At 37.9% G+C, this 16,669-nt stretch carries 16 protein-coding genes and 1 riboswitch; of the genes, 15 read left to right on the plus strand and 1 reads right to left on the minus strand.

What is annotated here, in order from left to right; translation table 11 throughout:
* The first annotated feature begins 78 nt into the window (after positions 1-78).
* The 5 genes from AR328_RS09440 to AR328_RS09460 all read left to right on the plus strand — a co-directional run bounded on the left by AR328_RS09440 (position 79) and on the right by AR328_RS09460 (position 5,877).
* Entirely contained in the window at positions 79-795 is a 717-nt protein-coding gene (locus AR328_RS09440; RefSeq protein ID WP_066294119.1) for a response regulator, read from the plus strand.
* Complete coding sequence (locus AR328_RS09445; RefSeq protein WP_066294122.1) at positions 792-2,573, plus strand: ATP-binding protein; 1,782 nt, start codon at positions 792-794, stop codon at positions 2,571-2,573. The genes AR328_RS09440 and AR328_RS09445 overlap by 4 nt, the downstream gene beginning before the upstream one ends.
* Before the next feature lie 208 nt (positions 2,574-2,781).
* The gene (sigX, locus tag AR328_RS09450) at positions 2,782-3,333 is read left to right on the plus strand and encodes an RNA polymerase sigma factor SigX (RefSeq protein WP_066294127.1); all 552 of its coding nucleotides are present in this window, start codon (positions 2,782-2,784) and stop codon (positions 3,331-3,333) included.
* Positions 3,311-4,555 (plus strand): hypothetical protein, encoded by a 1,245-nt coding sequence (locus AR328_RS09455; RefSeq protein ID WP_066294128.1) that lies wholly within the window; start codon positions 3,311-3,313, stop codon positions 4,553-4,555. Before sigX ends, AR328_RS09455 begins: the two co-directional genes overlap by 23 nt.
* 356 nt (positions 4,556-4,911) lie before the next feature.
* Positions 4,912-5,130: riboswitch (FMN riboswitch) on the plus strand.
* Between the two features lie 162 nt (positions 5,131-5,292).
* On the plus strand, positions 5,293-5,877 hold the full coding sequence (locus tag AR328_RS09460) for an ECF transporter S component (RefSeq protein WP_066294129.1): 585 nt from the start codon (positions 5,293-5,295) through the stop codon (positions 5,875-5,877).
* Positions 5,878-5,995: 118 nt separating this feature from the next.
* Here the strand turns inward: AR328_RS09460 and AR328_RS09465 are convergent, their stop codons facing one another.
* A complete protein-coding gene (locus AR328_RS09465; protein ID WP_066294134.1) occupies positions 5,996-6,244 on the minus strand; it encodes a ferredoxin in 249 nt (82 codons plus the stop codon).
* Positions 6,245-6,513: 269 nt separating this feature from the next.
* Between AR328_RS09465 and AR328_RS09470 the strand changes: the two genes are divergently transcribed.
* The 10 genes from AR328_RS09470 (at position 6,514) to AR328_RS09515 (ending at position 16,608) form a co-directional block, all read left to right on the plus strand.
* Positions 6,514-7,563, plus strand: a complete 1,050-nt coding sequence (locus AR328_RS09470; RefSeq protein ID WP_197414438.1) for a helix-turn-helix domain-containing protein — start codon at positions 6,514-6,516, stop codon at positions 7,561-7,563.
* Positions 7,553-9,058, plus strand: a complete 1,506-nt coding sequence (locus tag AR328_RS09475; protein ID WP_066294141.1) for a RecQ family ATP-dependent DNA helicase — start codon at positions 7,553-7,555, stop codon at positions 9,056-9,058. Before AR328_RS09470 ends, AR328_RS09475 begins: the two co-directional genes overlap by 11 nt.
* The gene (locus AR328_RS09480) at positions 9,055-9,669 is read left to right on the plus strand and encodes a CPBP family intramembrane glutamic endopeptidase (protein ID WP_066294142.1); all 615 of its coding nucleotides are present in this window, start codon (positions 9,055-9,057) and stop codon (positions 9,667-9,669) included. Before AR328_RS09475 ends, AR328_RS09480 begins: the two co-directional genes overlap by 4 nt.
* Positions 9,666-10,343 (plus strand): LysM peptidoglycan-binding domain-containing protein, encoded by a 678-nt coding sequence (locus AR328_RS09485; protein ID WP_066294146.1) that lies wholly within the window; start codon positions 9,666-9,668, stop codon positions 10,341-10,343. The genes AR328_RS09480 and AR328_RS09485 overlap by 4 nt, the downstream gene beginning before the upstream one ends.
* Positions 10,344-10,448: 105 nt before the next feature.
* The gene (locus tag AR328_RS09490) at positions 10,449-10,907 is read left to right on the plus strand and encodes a YpbF family protein (protein ID WP_066294148.1); all 459 of its coding nucleotides are present in this window, start codon (positions 10,449-10,451) and stop codon (positions 10,905-10,907) included.
* Positions 10,908-11,098: 191 nt separating this feature from the next.
* The gene (locus tag AR328_RS09495; RefSeq protein ID WP_066294155.1) at positions 11,099-12,709 is read left to right on the plus strand and encodes an ATP-binding protein; all 1,611 of its coding nucleotides are present in this window, start codon (positions 11,099-11,101) and stop codon (positions 12,707-12,709) included.
* Positions 12,706-13,392 (plus strand): response regulator, encoded by a 687-nt coding sequence (locus AR328_RS09500; RefSeq protein WP_066294162.1) that lies wholly within the window; start codon positions 12,706-12,708, stop codon positions 13,390-13,392. Before AR328_RS09495 ends, AR328_RS09500 begins: the two co-directional genes overlap by 4 nt.
* 136 nt (positions 13,393-13,528) lie before the next feature.
* Positions 13,529-14,563 carry a tripartite tricarboxylate transporter substrate binding protein gene (locus AR328_RS09505; protein ID WP_066294169.1) on the plus strand — a complete coding sequence of 345 codons (1,035 nt, stop codon included), beginning with the start codon at positions 13,529-13,531 and terminating at the stop codon, positions 14,561-14,563.
* A 62-nt stretch (positions 14,564-14,625) separates the two neighbouring features.
* On the plus strand, positions 14,626-15,081 hold the full coding sequence (locus AR328_RS09510) for a tripartite tricarboxylate transporter TctB family protein (protein WP_066294171.1): 456 nt from the start codon (positions 14,626-14,628) through the stop codon (positions 15,079-15,081).
* On the plus strand, positions 15,082-16,608 hold the full coding sequence (locus tag AR328_RS09515; protein ID WP_066294173.1) for a tripartite tricarboxylate transporter permease: 1,527 nt from the start codon (positions 15,082-15,084) through the stop codon (positions 16,606-16,608).
* Positions 16,609-16,669 lie beyond the last annotated feature (61 nt).

Here is a 16,669-nt window from a genome sequence, read left to right on the forward strand (position 1 = left end):
CTAAAAGCCTTCACTTTGTGGAGGCTTATTTACAAAAGTTCTATTCATTAACGGAAATATAAAGGGGGAAATACGATTATGGAAAAGGACGTAAGAATTTTAGTCGTTGATGATGAGGAGAGAATTCGCCGTTTATTAAAAATGTATTTGGAAAGAGAAGACTTTATAATTGATGAAGCAGGAGATGGAAACGAGGCATTAGCGAAAGCTCTAGAAAATGATTATGATATCATCCTGCTTGATTTGATGATGCCAGGTAAAGATGGGATTGAAGTTTGTAAGGAATTAAGGGAACAGAAAGCTACACCTATTATCATGCTGACTGCAAAAGGTGAGGAAGTAAATAGAGTACAAGGCTTTGAAGCAGGAACGGATGATTATATTGTTAAGCCATTCAGCCCAAGAGAAGTAGTCTTACGTGTTAAAGCGCTATTGCGCCGAGCGTCCAAAACAACTTATTTACAAACGGAGGCAGCAGCGAAAGATATTATTGTCTTTTCACACTTAACGATTGATAACGATGCACATAGAGTGCTTGCAGATGGGAAAGAGGTAAGTCTGACACCGAAAGAATATGAATTACTCTATTTCCTTGCCAAATCACCTGATAAAGTCTTTGATCGTGAACAATTACTTAAAGAAGTATGGCATTATGAGTTTTTTGGGGACTTGCGAACGGTTGATACACATGTGAAGCGTTTGCGCGAAAAGCTAAATAAAGTTTCTGAACAGGCTGCAAAGATGATTGTAACTGTTTGGGGTGTAGGCTATAAGTTCGAGGTTATTAATGAATGATGCTCTGGCGAAGTGTTGTAGGTAAGCTTTGGTTTACAATTCTATTTCTTGTTTCTTTAGTACTATTTATTTTAACCATTATGCTATTAGAATTTTTTGAAAACTATCATATTAATGAAATGGAAAGAGGGCTTACGAATACTGCCCAAAAAATTTCCCGTATACTAGATGAACATGATCGAGATGTCGGCCTCGAGATATCTTGGGAATTAGTGGATGACGTAACTGAGGTAGTTATCGTAACAAATCCAAACGAATATTATTACTCACCGAATGAAAATCAAGGATTTAAACTTCCTATCACATATCTTACAGAGGATCCGGAGCTGGAAAAGGTTATTACGGAGCATAAAACAGTGAAGAAAATGTCTGCCTTTGATGTGGATGAGGAGAAAAACAACGACGATTCCCGGATATTAATAGTCGGCGTTCCACTTAAGGAACCTACTAGTAAAAATGGGGCTGTTTATATTTATCAATCGCTTGAGGTGATGGAGGAAACAACACGCACAACAACGAAATTTATCTTCCTTGCCGCGGGTGTTGCCATTATTTTGACGACCATTTTTGCGTTTTTCTTATCCACACGAATTACTGCTCCTCTTCGAAAAATGCGTGAAGCAGCATTTGAAGTAGCCAGAGGGAAGTTTGATACGAAGGTGCCTTTCCCGTCTCAGGATGAAATTGGCGAATTGGCTATTGCTTTTAATCAAATGGGGAAGCAGCTGAAATTTAATATGGATGCTCTTAAACAGGAAAAGGAACAGCTTACGAGTATTCTAAGTGGAATGGCTGACGGAGTGATCACATTTGATCGAGATGGAACGATTTTAATTACTAATCCTCCTGCTGACCGTTTTTTGCATAACTGGTATTACGAACAGGATACGGAGAATAAAGATACACAAGCAGTGCCATCTAAAGTAATGGAGCTCTTCCAGCTCGCAGTAAGTACAGAGAAGGAGCAGGTTGGTGAAATTTCTATTCAGGGCCGTTTCTGGGTCATGATCGTTAGTCCATTGTATAATGAAAAATATATTCGCGGTGCAGTTGCCGTTATTAGGGATATGACTGAAGAAAGACAGCTTGATAAGCTAAGACAGGATTTCATTGCAAATGTTTCACATGAGCTTAGAACACCGATTGCGATGATGCAGGGATATAGTGAAGCGATAGTTGATGATATTGCCAGTACGGATGAAGAAAAGAAAGAGATGGCAAGTGTTATTTACGATGAGTCATTAAGAATGGGCCGCTTAGTGAATGAGCTTTTAGATCTTGCAAGAATGGAAGCTGGTCATATCCAGCTTTCGATGGAGGAAATCGAGGTTAAACCCTTTCTGCAGAAAGTTGTCCGCAAGTTCCAAGGATTAGCAAAGGAAGAGGAAATACACCTTGATTTACAGCTTAGTGAACAGTCTGGGTGGTTAAGATTTGACCCGGATGGAATCGAGCAAGTATTAACGAACTTAATCGATAATGGAATTCGCCATACCCCAAATATGGGAAAGGTAATCGTGTCAGAGCGGAATGATGAACGTGGTCTTTATATAGAAGTGGAAGACTCCGGATCAGGAATTCCTGAAGAGGATTTGCCTTTCGTCTTTGAACGCTTCTATAAAGCAGATAAAGCTAGAACGAGAGGAAGATCTGGAACCGGTCTCGGACTTGCCATTGCAAAAAATATCATTCATGCACATAAAGGTCAAATATCTGTCCAGAGTAAAATTGGCCAAGGTACGACATTTTCTCTATTTATCCCTCGAAATATAGATTAATATAGAAAAAAATGCCGATTGTTCTTGATACACGGGAAACATTCAAATCGATTTAATTAAATATATGTTTTTCTGTTGGAAGGATTTATATAAAAATCCTTCCTTTTTTTATCAAATTAAAAGATAATAGGGCGTGAGGATTTGTTTTGAGGTTTGTAACCTTTTCTAGAGTTTTTACGACAAATAAATTAAACGGGGAGTGAAACGAATGGACTCCGTTTTTGATGAATTATATAGAAAATATCATCATGACGTTTTTCAATTTCTTTTTTATATGGTGAAAAACAGGGAACTTGCTGAAGACCTTGTTCAAGAGGTTTATATTAGAGTTCTAAAATCATATGAAAAATTTGAAGGAAAAAGCAGTGAAAAGACGTGGTTATTTTCCATTGCAAGAAATGTCGCAATTGATTCCTTCCGCAAACAAAAGGGTTGGAAGCAGCGGCTTCTAGAGAAATTCGATTGGTCTACACAACAAGTAAAAGATGAACACCCCATTCCAGAGGAAATTATTGTCCAGAATGAAGAAATTCAATCTATTTACAAATGCCTTGACCATTGTACAGTAGATCAAAGAATGGTCATTGTTATGAGATATATTCATGAACTTTCCATTACAGAGTCAGCTGAAGCTCTCGGATGGACAGAAAGTAAAGTAAAAACCACTCAGCATCGGGCGTTGAAGGTATTAAAGACTCATATGGACGAAATAAAAAGGAAGGAGGGAACCGCAGAAAATGAAAAAATTAGAATGGACTGAAGAACAGCTTGAAGATTTATTGGGCAAGATGCCAAAAATTAAGGATGATCGGGATTCAAGAGAAATCTATCATCATGTCGCAATCAAAATGCAAAAGCGAAAACAAAAAATGTGGATAATGCCTAGTATTGCAACAGCAGGGGCTTTCCTTCTATTTTTCATCCTAGTTCCCAACCTTTTCAATGGGCAAGGCTCTGAAGAGAAATCAATGGAATCAGCGGATAAATCCTCATCTGGATCCGAAATAATGATGGAAAAAAAGAGCCTGGATGATAATCAAGATCAGCCTGCAGCTTCAAAGGAAAATAAAGTCTCTATTGAAATGGCAAAACAGGAAGAAGAGAAACCCATGGGGATCACTTCGATTGAATTGGATGACGAGACAACGGCTGTATATGAGGATGATATGATTGATAAGGAAGTGCTAACATATGGTGTTCCAAATCAGGATGTATCATTTATTGTTCCTATTAGCCTCATTGTTCCTAAAGATGACCAAAAGTCAAAATTTGATTTATATATAGAGAATATGCCGAATTTGGCTGAAGAAAAATGGGGGTTATCGGAATATTACCCATTACAAGCAGATTTGAATTTTGATGAGGAAAATAAAACTTTGACATTAGATGTTCCAGCTGATCATTCATATGGCATGTCTTCGAATACGGAATGGTTATTAAACCAAGTTATGAATTATATAATGGCCTCCCTTGATATGACGAAAGTGAATCTAACGACTGAAGGAAACCCTGGAATTGGATTTAGCCATCTTGGGCAAATAGATGAGTTTGTATCGAAAGACCAGCCAAGCGATGATGCCTATTATTTTTATTTTCCAAGCAATGTTGAAACAAAGCCATTTATAGTTCCTTATAAATTCACTGAAAAACAGGGCACAATCCAAGAGGCTTTCTCATTAATGAGAAATAATCAGGCCGGGGAAAATTTGATCGCATCCATTCCTGAAACGATCCAATTTAAAACGGAAGAAAATCCGAAAGAAGGAAAACTGATTATTAAATTTGAAAAGGGATCACAATTAAATAATGATCAGTCAACCCTTCATACGATTGAAGCGATTTTATTAACGGCGAAAGAGTTTAATTATGAATTTGTTAAACTTGAAAATGCGAATATCGACAGAATTGGAATATTTGATCTTAATCAAGAGATTAAGGTCCCTGTTGCACCTAACAAGTTGATGATTTCCAATCAGGACTAGAGACGAGCCATTTGGCTCGTCTTTCTTTTTGGGGTCATAAAGTGTTGGCTAATAAAGTTCAATACGTTTGTCTGTTTTTCATGGATAGATTAATCAGATTTGCGCTGTTTGGTTCTAATCTAACTTCTGTTTACATACTGTGGATATTGGACAAAACTTATTAGCATTGACAGGAGGATAAAATGCGGGATTATTTAAGAAGATTTATGATTGCGGGAATTATGGGGATCTTTATTAGTTTATTATTTTTAGGGGGAACATTGTACAAGCTTTAAGGAGGAAAATACAACAAAAGTTTAATTCCTTCCCAATTTGTTAGTTTTCAAGTATAATAAAAACTGTAACAAATAAATACGGTCTATCTTCGGGGCAGGGTGAAATTCCCGACCGGCGGTGATGAGGTATTATCTCTAAGCCCGCGAGCCTTTATGGCTTAAGCTTATCATTTGGAAATAGCAATGAAAGATTGTCAATTGGCATCAATCATTCTAATACTAGGTGAACAGCCTTAAGCTTTGGCAGGATTTGGTGCGATTCCAAAGCCGACAGTACAGTCTGGATGGGAGAAGATGGAGGTTCTGCGGACGTTCAAAAATTGCAGGATTGATGAACGTTTATTTAGTGAGCCTTTTAAATCTCCCTCAAGTGTATCACTTGAGGGTTTTATTTATGATGGCTTCATGAACTGCTGAACCTTTCTTCTTTAGGAGAGATAGTCCTAAAAAGGAGAGAGGAACATGAAAAAATATTCTGTAAAAGCTTTAGTTTCGATTGGGATGTTAAGCAGTATATCATACGTATTAATGCTGCTAAACTTTCCGCTGCCGCCATTTCCACAATTTCTAATGATTGATTTTAGCGATATTCCTGCATTAATCGCTGCGTTAATCTTTGGTCCGCTGGCAGGCATCTTAGTTGAATTATTTAAAAATATTTTGGATTACTTTATGACAGGAAGTGCAACTGGTGTTCCAGTTGGTCATATTTCTAACTTTATTGCGGGCATCCTGTTCGTATTGCCAACCTATTATGTTTACAACAAATTAAAAACGAGAAAGGGCATGACATTTGGTTTAGTAATTGGGACGGCTATAATGGCTGTAATGATGAGTATTTTAAATTACTTCATCATCCTGCCTGCCTATACATTTTTCTTGAATATGCCAGCCATGTCTGCTCCAGAAATGCGTACGATGATCGTAACGGGCATTTTACCGTTTAATATTGTAAAAGGATTAATTATAACCATTGTGTTTATGCTAATTTTTGCACGTATGAGTACATGGATTAGCAAACAAGGTTCTTATAAAAGTGCGGCATAAGACGAAAAGCAACGGGCAACCGTTGCTTTTCGTCTCTTTCCAATCTTTTTCCAATTCAAAGAAAAAACTCCCCTTCATAATGAAAGGGAGTGTTATTCAAATCGAGACTTGATTGGTTCTATTCAAATTTAAGTGCGTCGCCATCAAATGATTCATCTGCAACTTTAATGGAATCAGTTGGGCAGCCTTCGAAAGCGTCCATCATATCATCAATTAATACATCCGGAATTTCAACAATTCCTTGGTTATCATCAAGAGTAACGAATGCAATGCCGTCGTCATCGTAATCATAAATATCTGGTGCAGCTGCTCCGCAAGCCCCACATGCGATGCATGTTTCCTTATCAACAATCGTAAACTTTGCCATGAAAAATTACCTCCCAAGATTATAACAAAATAATATGAACATTTTCCTTTGTGAAGATGGAAAGACATCCCTCATCCCTATTGTAAAACTGAATGGCAAACATTTCAATAGTAAAAGTATTGAGAATGCTTATCATAACAAGGTTCTCACAATAGTTAGAATTATAGAGGCTCATAATTTCTATTCATGTTAAGATATAGAAGATGATTATTTGTTAGTATGTCCAAAAAAGTATTATAAATGGTGTGATCATAATGAAGGATTCATATTTGAATTTGATAGTTTTATATTGTTTACACAAAATTGATGGACAGCGATCCATTTATTCAATCTTACATCTGCTGAAAGGGAAAAAATCAGCCCAAACGATTCAAGATGCTCATTTCTTCCAGTTAACGAACCTTTTCAATTCTTTTCCTTTACTTGAGCGAACAGATTTAGATCATCTTGTTAGTCAAATAAAGGACAGGGGGTTCATTAGACAAAGTTCCGAGCAAAGCTTTCGTCTTACAACAGCTGGTACGCAGTTTCTGACAGATTCTTTGACGAAGCAGCCCATTCCAAGCTTCTTAAACGGTTTAAAGTTCCATCAAGTTACCGAACTGTTTTGGGAAAGATTATCCCTCACGATACAGGTCATATCCTATTTAAAAAGCAGAGAAACAAAATATCTTCCAATCCAACGAAAAAAAGAGGTTCACTTCTGGGTAAAGAATTTTCTGCAGCAAACGTCCTTAAACAGAGACGAATTATGCCAGACCCTTTATAACGAGTTAGTTAAAATCCTTGAAGGAAATAAGGAGATCGATCCCTCTGTCCTCATCCTAAGACTGACTGGCAGCCAAATTATTGGTCTAACTCCTTTGCAGGCTGCTGAGAGGTTAAAAATGGAACTAGACGTATACCATATTCAATTTAGAAGCTTGATTCATTTTATGTTAGAATCTATCCAATTAAAACCAGAAAGTTTTACGCTTTTAAGCAAATTTATTTCGGATGAATCGCTGTTAGTTTCATTGACACAGACTGCCAGAAGGACGTACTCATTATTAAAGAGCGGCATGGGAATAAATGATATTGTTCAGAGTCGAAGGCTTAAGCGAAGCACAATAGAGGATCATATCGTTGAGATCGCCTTGAATAATAAGGGATTTGAAATAACTGCTTTCGTTAGCAAGGAAAAACAGCAATTGATTTTAGAAGCTGTTAAGACAAATTCCACTAAACAATTAAAGCAAATTCGTGAATTAGTTCCAAATGCAGATTATTTCGAAATACGCTTAACATTAGCTAGAGTAGGTGAAGAAAATGAAGCTTGAAAAATTATTACAGCATCATTTTAACTATACTGCATTTAGACCTGGTCAAAAGGAAGTTATTTCTTCTATACTGGATGGGAATCATACAATTGCCATGCTTCCTACCGGAATAGGGAAATCACTATGTTATCAATTGTCTGGCTATGCATTAAATGGACAAGTGATTATCATCTCACCACTCTTATCATTAATGCAGGATCAAGCCGAACAATTAATGATGAACGGGGAGAAAAGTGTCATTGCCTTTAATTCCTTTTTATCTGCTGAAGAAAAAAATCGTGCATTATCACAGTTAAATAAATTTAAATTTATTTTCCTATCCCCTGAGATGCTGCGTCAAGACCATGTCATAAAAAGGCTATGTCATTTAAATATTGCTTTATTTGTCATTGATGAGGCCCATTGCATTTCACAATGGGGGTATGATTTCCGACCTGACTATTTAAAGCTTGGCGAGGTTAGAGAAAGAATAGGAAACCCGCTGACATTAGCTTTAACTGCGACAGCTACACGAGGGGTTAAAGATGATATTATTGCGTCGCTATCATGGGAAAATTGGAAGGAATTTATATATTCTGTTGACCGCCCTAATATTTCGCTAACTGTTGAAACGATAAATTCCTTCCAAGAAAAAAAGGAAAGGGTTGCTGAGCTCGTCCATTCACTAAATGGTACTGGGATTATCTATTTTTCAAGCAAGAAAATGTGTGAACAAATGGCTGAATTCTTAAAGGAAAGCAGAGTTTCCAATGTTGCCGCCTACCATGGTGGAATGGAACAGGAGGCAAGAATATTAATTCAGCAGCAATTTATTCAAGGGCAATTAGATGTAATCTGTGCGACAAGTGCATTTGGCATGGGAATTAATAAGGATAATATCCGTTATATTATTCATTTTCATATGCCGCTTCAGCTTGAATCCTATTTGCAGGAAATCGGGAGAGCGGGAAGGGACGGAAGGAAGAGCCTTGCCGTTTTGCTGTATTCTCCTGGAGATGAACAGCTGCCCTACCAGCTTGCTGAAGGGGAGCTGCCAGCAGTAGAGCAAATTGATTGGCTTTTTAACTGGCTTAGAGTCAATCCGCATGCGTTAAAGCAATTGCCAGCATATGAGGAAGAAATCAGAAGAATTTCTGGGTTAACAGACATTCAATGGCGAATTACTCGGGATCTGCTTGAAGAAGTTAGGGAAGATCAATTAGGTCAATCTAGCACTGAAATAAAGTCATTTATTCAGGAGCGAATTCAGGTCAAAAGGAAAAAGATAGATGAAATGTTTGTTTGGACGCAATTAAATGAATGTCGCAGAAAAAATATCTTGAAGTATTTCGGGGAAGATAACAAAATAGAGGTAGAGGATTGCTGCGACCTGTGCGGAGTTAATTATTCAAAATTTTATTCCTCCATTGATAAAAAAGAGAAAACTGAGAGTGAATCTTCTTTTAATTGGAAAGACCAGTTGGGAGAAATACTTTTAAGCAGGCGAATGACATGAAAGATAAATATACAGGAATCATTAAAGGGTTATCCGATCGAGAACTGCTTTTTCATTTATATTTAACACAATTTATCTTGTTAGCCATTTCATTTATTTTAAGTTTGATATTATTTAATCGTCTTACTGATGTACTTCATCTTTTTAAGATTAATGATATGAATATTTTACTTATCGGGGGAACAGCTGGACTAGGAGTCGTACTTTTGGATGTAATTCTTATGAAGCTCCTGCCTCCCTCCTTTTACGATGATGGGGGATTAAATGAAAGAGTTTTTCGTAATCGGAGTGTTTTACATATTGCTTTAATTGCTGCAACCGTTGCTTTTTGTGAGGAATTATTATTCAGAGGCATCATTCAGACACATGTTGGACTTGTTTATTCCAGTCTAATTTTTGCGGTTGTCCATTACCGCTATTTATTTAATTGGTTCTTGTTCTTAAATGTTGTTGTCCTAAGCTTTTTTATCGGCTATATTTTTTTGATAACAAACAATTTATTCGTGACTATTTTTACACATTTTATTATTGATTTTTTACTGGGACTAATAATAAAATACCGTCATAATACAGGTTCCAACAGCGGGAACACAGGAAGGGATGTTTCATGAACAAAGAAGGCCCTTATAGGGATCAGGCTGAACGGCTTCGGAAAAAGGTTAATAGAAATTGGGAAAGTGATGAACCTAGCCTAGAAAAAGAAGAGTTGCCGCCGAGAAGCAGGCTTCACCGGGAAAAGAGAAAGAAAAATAAATGGAAGGTTAAATACCCTGTTATTCGCCTTCTGGCATTACTATTTATCTTGCTGCCGATTACAATTTTTAGTATGTATAACTATTTGCAGAAAAATGAAAATGGCGGAGCTGAAAAAGCAAGCACCCAAAACGGGTTTGAAACAATCGGATTTGAAGAGCAAGAAGAAAAAGAAGAAAAAGGAACAATTATTGAGGAAAGAGAAGAAGAGACGGGGAGCACCGAAGGCAAAGTTGAAATGGAGGAAAAGAAACCCTCTATCCCTGCCTCTGAAACTCCAGTAATTAGTAGTAATTCTGAAGATAAAGGTTCTGCAAAGCCTTCTGAAACGGATGAAAACGAACAAGTGAAGGAAAATCAGCAAACGGATCAAAAGGAAATGATTTATCATACAGTCAAACCTAATGAAAACATGTTCCGGATCGCATTGAAATATTATAATTCACAGGCAGGCATTGATATTATTAAAAAAGCAAATAATTTAAAAGATAATGAGATTCAAGCTGGACAAGTGTTGAAAATACCTAAATAATAGATTCCAAATCTCCCTATCATATAATGCTGTACAAGCTCATACATTAAGTAGAAAAGAGTGTTGGCAGGGTATATCGTTAGCCATTGTGAACGGAGGGGGATTATGGAAACATCTATAAAACAGCTTGATGATCGAACAGATCAAGCTACAAGGCAGATGCTTCAAAAAGTGGTTGAAAGGAAAAAGAAATTTGACACTTTTAAGCTTAGGCATTTAATTACAATGTGGGCAACAATGTTTTCGTCCTTCATTTATTTTTTTTATATTTATCATACGGTAATGAAGCCCTTCTCCTATTCATTTTCGGCCATGTTTTCGGTTTTTGTTAACCAGTCGGCTAATTTGTATTTACTTATATTCACAGTTGGACTATACGGCTTAATGAATTTATTAAAGGAGAAAAGAGAGAAGGCTGAGAAGGAGTACCATGCACTCAGATGCGAAATTATCGATAAGAGCAAAGATCTTTGGAAAAAGGAAGACGAGTGGAAAAACAGACATGTCGTTTATGAAATGATGAAGGCGAATTATGATATTAATTTGTATCATGAAAATAAATAAAGATAATGACTACCACAGCTTAAAAGCATGTGGTAGTTTTTTGTTTCTGAAACTTTGAATTATGTTTAAATTCTCTTAATCTATTTTGTCTTATGACATTTTGTGTTAAATTATAAGAAAATTTAAGCAACTGGTCCGGAAGGGATGTAAGTCTATGATGATTATATTTTTAGCTTTGTACAGGTGGCAGCATGCGTAAACTTAAACGGATAAAGCTGCAGCATAGAATCATTGTATTTATCGTTATTCTAATTTTTATCATTGTTATTCAAACGAGCGCCCTTTTTTATCATACTCTTTCCAGTACAATTGAAAATCAAATTGCAACGAGGGCATTGAATGTGTCCAAGACGGTCGCGTCAATGAAGGAAATTCGAGAAGCTTTTCAAACAGAGGAACCATGGAGGAAGGTACAGCCTATTGCAGAAAGAGTTAGAGTCGAAACGGGTGCTGAATATGTTGTAATCGGGGATAAACATGGCATCCGCCTCGCCCATCCTAGAATGGAAAGGATTGGGGAAAAAATGGTCGGAGGGGACAATGACCGAGCTCTCATATATGGTCAGTCGTATGTTTCCAAAGCCACAGGAACATTAGGACCTGCTCTGAGAGGAAAGTCTCCGATCCTAGATAATAATGGCGAAATTATTGGAATTGTATCTGTTGGTTTTCTTATGGAAGATATAGAAGATGTTATCAGTCATTACGATAATCCTATTGTTTGGATAGCATTGTCTGGACTAGTTATTGGTGTGCTTGGTTCCATTTATTTAGCCTATAGTATAAAGAAGCTTATATTTGGATTGGAGCCGGAAGAGATTGCCTCTTTATATAAAGAGCATCATGCTGTCATACAATCTGTCAGGGAAGGAATTATTGTTGTAAATAAGACAGGTACAATCATTCTTGCCAATCAGGCAGCTAATAATATTCTTTCATTGCCTGATGAAGTCTCCATTATTGGGAAGCCGCTTCTAGAAATAATACCTAATTCCCCTATGCTCGAAGTACTTGAAACTGGACAAGAACAATTGGACAAGCAGATGGATTTAAAAGGGAAAACGGTAATCGTCAATCGGCTGCCGGTTATTATTGGCAATGAAGTGATAGGGGTAGTTTCAAGCATCCGCCTGAAATCAGAGATTGACCAGCTAACAGAGGAACTTTCACAGGTGAAAAGGTATACAGATGCTCTACGTTCACAAACACATGAATTTAATAATCTCCTATACACGATTTCCGGTTTGATTCAATTAGAATCGTATGAGGAAGCGTTAGAACTGATTCATAAAGAAACATCAGATCATCAAGAAATGATCCAATTCGTAATGAACAAAATAAAAGATCCATGGCTTGGAGGAATCTTGATCGGATTTTTTAATCGCGCCAAGGAGCTGAAGATCAACTTTACACTTGATCAGGAAAGCAGATTGGACCAACTCCCTAAACATATTGAAAATAGCCACCTTGTTTCCATTCTCGGCAATCTTATAACGAATGCTTTTGAAGCAGTTGAGAAGAACGATGAAGAAAATAAAAAAGTAAGACTTTTTGTAATGAATATGGGCAGTGAACTGATAATCGAAGTAGAGGATTCAGGATCAGGAGTTAATGACCAGCTTGCTAGTCAAATATTTGTAAAAGGTTTTTCTACGAAAAAGGGATTGAAAAGGGGAAATGGCCTAGCCCTTGTGAAAGATCTTGTTGAGGAAATGGGCGGGAGCATAGCTTTTGAGAATGGCGATTTGAATGGAGTAGTATTTATTGTTGCCATACCGATAGTAAGGGGAGAAATAGGATGACTAAGCTTATTGAAGTGTTAATTGTGGAAGATGATGCAAGAATTGCGGAAATTCATCGGCGATTTACTGAGAAGATAGAAGGTTTTCAAGTAGTGTATACGGCTGCAAATGGAGAGCAAGCAATGGAATGGCTGGAGCTTATTCAACCCCAATTAGTCTTGTTAGATGTTTATTTGCCAGACATGAAAGGGACTGAGTTAGTGGAATTTATCCGTCAAGACTACCCAGATATTGATATTATCATGATCACTGCAGCTTCTGAAGTGCAAATCGTACGAAAAGCATTTCGCGGCGGGGTATTTGACTATATTGTTAAACCACTTACATTTGACCGCTTTAAAGAAAGTCTACTCCATTATAAATCGAAGCTTGAGAAATGGTCAGAGAAGGATCAGTTATCTCGAGAGGAAATTGAAAGGCTGTGGAATCGAGAGAATTCTAGTTTGCTAACGATTGAAGACGTTCCAAAGGGAATTGATCCACTGACATTAGAAAAAATCTTAAAATCTATTTCCGAAATGAACCAAAACGGAATGACCGCTGAAGAAGTGAGTAAAGTATCTGGGGTCAGCCGTTCAACTGCGAGACGGTATTTAGAGCATTTAATTTCTAAGAGGAGAATATACGCTGAATTGAGATATGGGAACGTAGGCAGACCTGAGCGGAGATACTTTATTGAATAGTGTGAATTTTATGAGCAAAATGAGTTTTATGGTGTTTATCCTTCTAATGGCCAAAAACTTTTAATATAAAATGTATTCTGATAATTTGTAGATAGCGCTTTCATTACATGCGTAAATAGAAGGGGGAAAGTTTTCTATGAAGAAATTCGGAACATTATTATTAACAGGAGCATTGGCATTAAGTCTTGCCGCGTGCAGTGGCGGAGGTACGAAGGAAGCCGGAACGAAGGACGCTGACGCTGGAAAAACCGCTTCTACCTATCCTGAAAAACCAATTGTGATTGTTGCGCCATCTGGTGCTGGGGGTGGCTGGGATTTAACAGCTCGTGCAACTGCGAAGGTCTTAGGCGAAACAAAGCTTGTAGACAAATCAATTACGGTTGAAAATAAGCCTGGCGGAGGCGGAGCAGTATTTTTAGCTGAATATGCTACGAAAGATAAAGACAATCAGTACAAGCTATTTATCAGTTCACCGCCAATATTAATTAACAATGACAAAAAAGAAGGAAATAGCCCATACGGATATAATGATACAACACCACTTGCCCAATTGACCCGCGACTACGGGGCGCTCGTTGTTAAAGAAGATTCGCCATTCACAGATCTTAAATCTGCTTTAGACGCAATTAAAGCTGATCCGACAAAAGTAACTCTGGCAGGAGGCTCGGCCCCTGGATCAATGGACCATCTAGTGGGAATTTTGCCAGCATTCAAATATGGCATTGATCCTAAATCTGTCAAATATGTTTCTTATGATGGCGGGGGAGAAGCGATTGCTGCATTATTAGGAGGAAATGCTGACATCATAGCCACTGATGCTTCCTCTGTTGGTGAGTACGTAAAAGCCGGTAAAGTTCGCGTGCTGGCAGTAAGTTCTACTGAACGTTTAGGAGGAGTTTTAGCTGAAGTGCCAACTTATAAAGAGGCAGGGGTTGATGCCGAATTTACCATCTGGCGCGGAATATTTGGTCCGAAAGAAATGTCTGAAGATGCGTTTGGCTACTGGGACGAAAAGTTAAAAGCAATGTCTGAAACAGAAGAGTGGAAATCAGAATTAGAGAAGAATGGCTGGGAAAGCGAATTTAAAAATGCGGATGATTTCAAAACTTTCCTTGATGAACAAGATAAATTGATTATTGAATTACTCACAGCCCTAGACATGCAAAAATAAACACCTGATGGAGGAGAAGAGAAATTCTCTTCTCCTCATTCGGTTTTGGAGGTATCAAGAATATGACACATTCATTTGATCGCTACGCCGGTATCATATTTTTGCTGCTAGGTGTCGGCTTTATAACTGAGAGTTTTAAGATATCAACAAGCGCTTATGGAAGCCAAGTTGGACCCAATATTTTTCCAATGGGTCTTGGAATTTTATTATCCATACTAAGTGCCCGCCTTATTTATGAATCGGTTAAAAAGAAACAAGTGAAAAAAGAAAAGGAAAAATTAGATTACAAAAGGTTTTTAATTATTTTAATCGCGGCCATTGCCTACTGTTTATTATTGGAAGTTGTCGGTTATGTCATTTCTACTTTTTTATTTTTATTAATTGGATTTCAGGCGATGGAAAAAGGCAGCTGGTTGAAAACAATCATTATTTCAGCATTGTTTTCCTACGGAGTTTACTACCTATATTCTGAATTATTAGAAGGTTCGCTTCCGGGATTTCCGTTAGGGGGGTTTTAGGTGGATACTCTACATTTTCTAGCAAATGGGTTTGAAATTGCCTTTCAATGGCAAAATCTTGTTTTCGCTTTTATAGGAGTTCTCATTGGTACAGCTGTAGGCGTCTTGCCGGGAATAGGGCCGATGAGTGGAGTAGCCTTATTGATTCCAGTAACCGCTACGATCACATCAGGACTTTCTCCTGAAGCAGCAGCAACAAGTTCAATCATTTTATTGGCAGGGGTTTATTATGGAGCCATGTATGGCGGCTCAACGACCTCCATATTAATCAATACTCCTGGGGAATCTTCATCTGTTGTTACAACACTCGACGGTTATCAGATGGCTAGACAGGGAAGAGCCGGCCCGGCACTTGCCATTGCAGCAATCGGATCGTTTGTCGCAGGGCTTATTGCACTTCTCGGTCTAATTCTACTTGCAGAACCACTTTCTAACGTTGCATTATCATTTGGCCCAGCTGAATATTTCTCACTTATGCTTCTTGGACTTTGTGCTGTAAGCGGCTTAGCGGGGAAAAGCATGACGAAGGCTTTGATCATGACTGTATTCGGCTTGCTGCTTGCCACGATCGGGATGGATAATGTTTCTGGAATTGCCCGGTTTACGTATAACATTCCAGTCCTTTATTCAGGGCTCGAGTTTTTAACGATTGCTGTTGGTTTATTTGCACTTGGCGAAGTGTTTAAGACAATCTTGGAAAAAGATAGCGACGATGATGGACCTACGAAGGTTGGCAAAGTGCTGCCGACGAAACAAGATCTTAAAGATAGTGCCGCTCCTATATTAAGAGGATCATTTCTCGGTTTCTTTATTGGGGTGCTGCCGGGAGCTGGGGCTACGCTTGCTTCGTTTTTCTCCTATTTAACGGAGAAAAGGATCAGCAAAAATCCCGAGAAGTTCGGAAAAGGGGCGATTGAAGGGGTTGCTGCTCCGGAATCTGCGAATAATGCTGCCTCTGGCGGAGCGATGATTCCTTTATTAACTTTAGGTATTCCAGGCTCCGGAACGACAGCAATCCTTATGGGTGCTTTAATTATGTATAATATCCAGCCAGGTCCATTGTTGTTCGAGGATCATCCGGAAGTGGCGTGGGGACTTATTGCCAGTATGTTAATCGGAAATATGATGCTATTAATCTTAAATTTGCCGCTCGTTAAAGTGTTTGCGAAAATTATCGAAACACCAAAGAGATTCTTGCTTCCGATTATCATTGCTATTTCATTTTTTGGTGTTTATGCCGTTCAGTATACTGAATTTGATTTACTGCTTCTCGTTGGTTGCGGTGTGGCTGGTTATTTTCTTACGAAAAATGATTTTCCTGTGGCTCCACTCGTGCTTGCACTAGTATTAGGACCAATGATTGAAAATAATATGCGCCGAGCTTTAACAACATCAAATGGTGATTTTTCAATCTTTGTAACGAAACCGCTGTCGTTGGCCTTTTTGATCGTTGCAGCATTATGGATGATCATTCCATTAGTATTAAAAATGAGAGGCAGAAATGTCATAATTAATGAAGAGGAATAAAAGGAGACATTAGTAGTAAATTATTGAATTTTCAAGCTGATGAAAAAGGACCCTAATCAAA

The sequence above is a fragment of the Bacillus sp. FJAT-29937 genome (assembly GCF_001509555.1).
Taxonomy (GTDB): Bacteria; Bacillota; Bacilli; order Bacillales; family Cytobacillaceae; genus Cytobacillus.

Excerpts from the sequence above, each read along its gene's own strand:
- AR328_RS09440 (WP_066294119.1), top strand. The coding sequence starts at position 79 with ATGGAAAAGGACGTAAGAATTTTAGTCGTTGATGATGAGGAGAGAATT.
- AR328_RS09445 (WP_066294122.1), top strand. The coding sequence starts at position 792 with ATGATGCTCTGGCGAAGTGTTGTAGGTAAGCTTTGGTTTACAATTCTA.
- sigX (WP_066294127.1), top strand. The coding sequence starts at position 2,782 with ATGGACTCCGTTTTTGATGAATTATATAGAAAATATCATCATGACGTT.
- AR328_RS09455 (WP_066294128.1), top strand. The coding sequence starts at position 3,311 with ATGAAAAAATTAGAATGGACTGAAGAACAGCTTGAAGATTTATTGGGC.
- AR328_RS09460 (WP_066294129.1), top strand. The coding sequence starts at position 5,293 with ATGAAAAAATATTCTGTAAAAGCTTTAGTTTCGATTGGGATGTTAAGC.
- AR328_RS09465 (WP_066294134.1), bottom strand. The coding sequence starts at position 6,244 with ATGGCAAAGTTTACGATTGTTGATAAGGAAACATGCATCGCATGTGGG.
- AR328_RS09475 (WP_066294141.1), top strand. The coding sequence starts at position 7,553 with ATGAAGCTTGAAAAATTATTACAGCATCATTTTAACTATACTGCATTT.
- AR328_RS09480 (WP_066294142.1), top strand. The coding sequence starts at position 9,055 with ATGAAAGATAAATATACAGGAATCATTAAAGGGTTATCCGATCGAGAA.
- AR328_RS09485 (WP_066294146.1), top strand. The coding sequence starts at position 9,666 with ATGAACAAAGAAGGCCCTTATAGGGATCAGGCTGAACGGCTTCGGAAA.
- AR328_RS09490 (WP_066294148.1), top strand. The coding sequence starts at position 10,449 with ATGGAAACATCTATAAAACAGCTTGATGATCGAACAGATCAAGCTACA.
- AR328_RS09495 (WP_066294155.1), top strand. The coding sequence starts at position 11,099 with ATGCGTAAACTTAAACGGATAAAGCTGCAGCATAGAATCATTGTATTT.
- AR328_RS09500 (WP_066294162.1), top strand. The coding sequence starts at position 12,706 with ATGACTAAGCTTATTGAAGTGTTAATTGTGGAAGATGATGCAAGAATT.
- AR328_RS09505 (WP_066294169.1), top strand. The coding sequence starts at position 13,529 with ATGAAGAAATTCGGAACATTATTATTAACAGGAGCATTGGCATTAAGT.
- AR328_RS09510 (WP_066294171.1), top strand. The coding sequence starts at position 14,626 with ATGACACATTCATTTGATCGCTACGCCGGTATCATATTTTTGCTGCTA.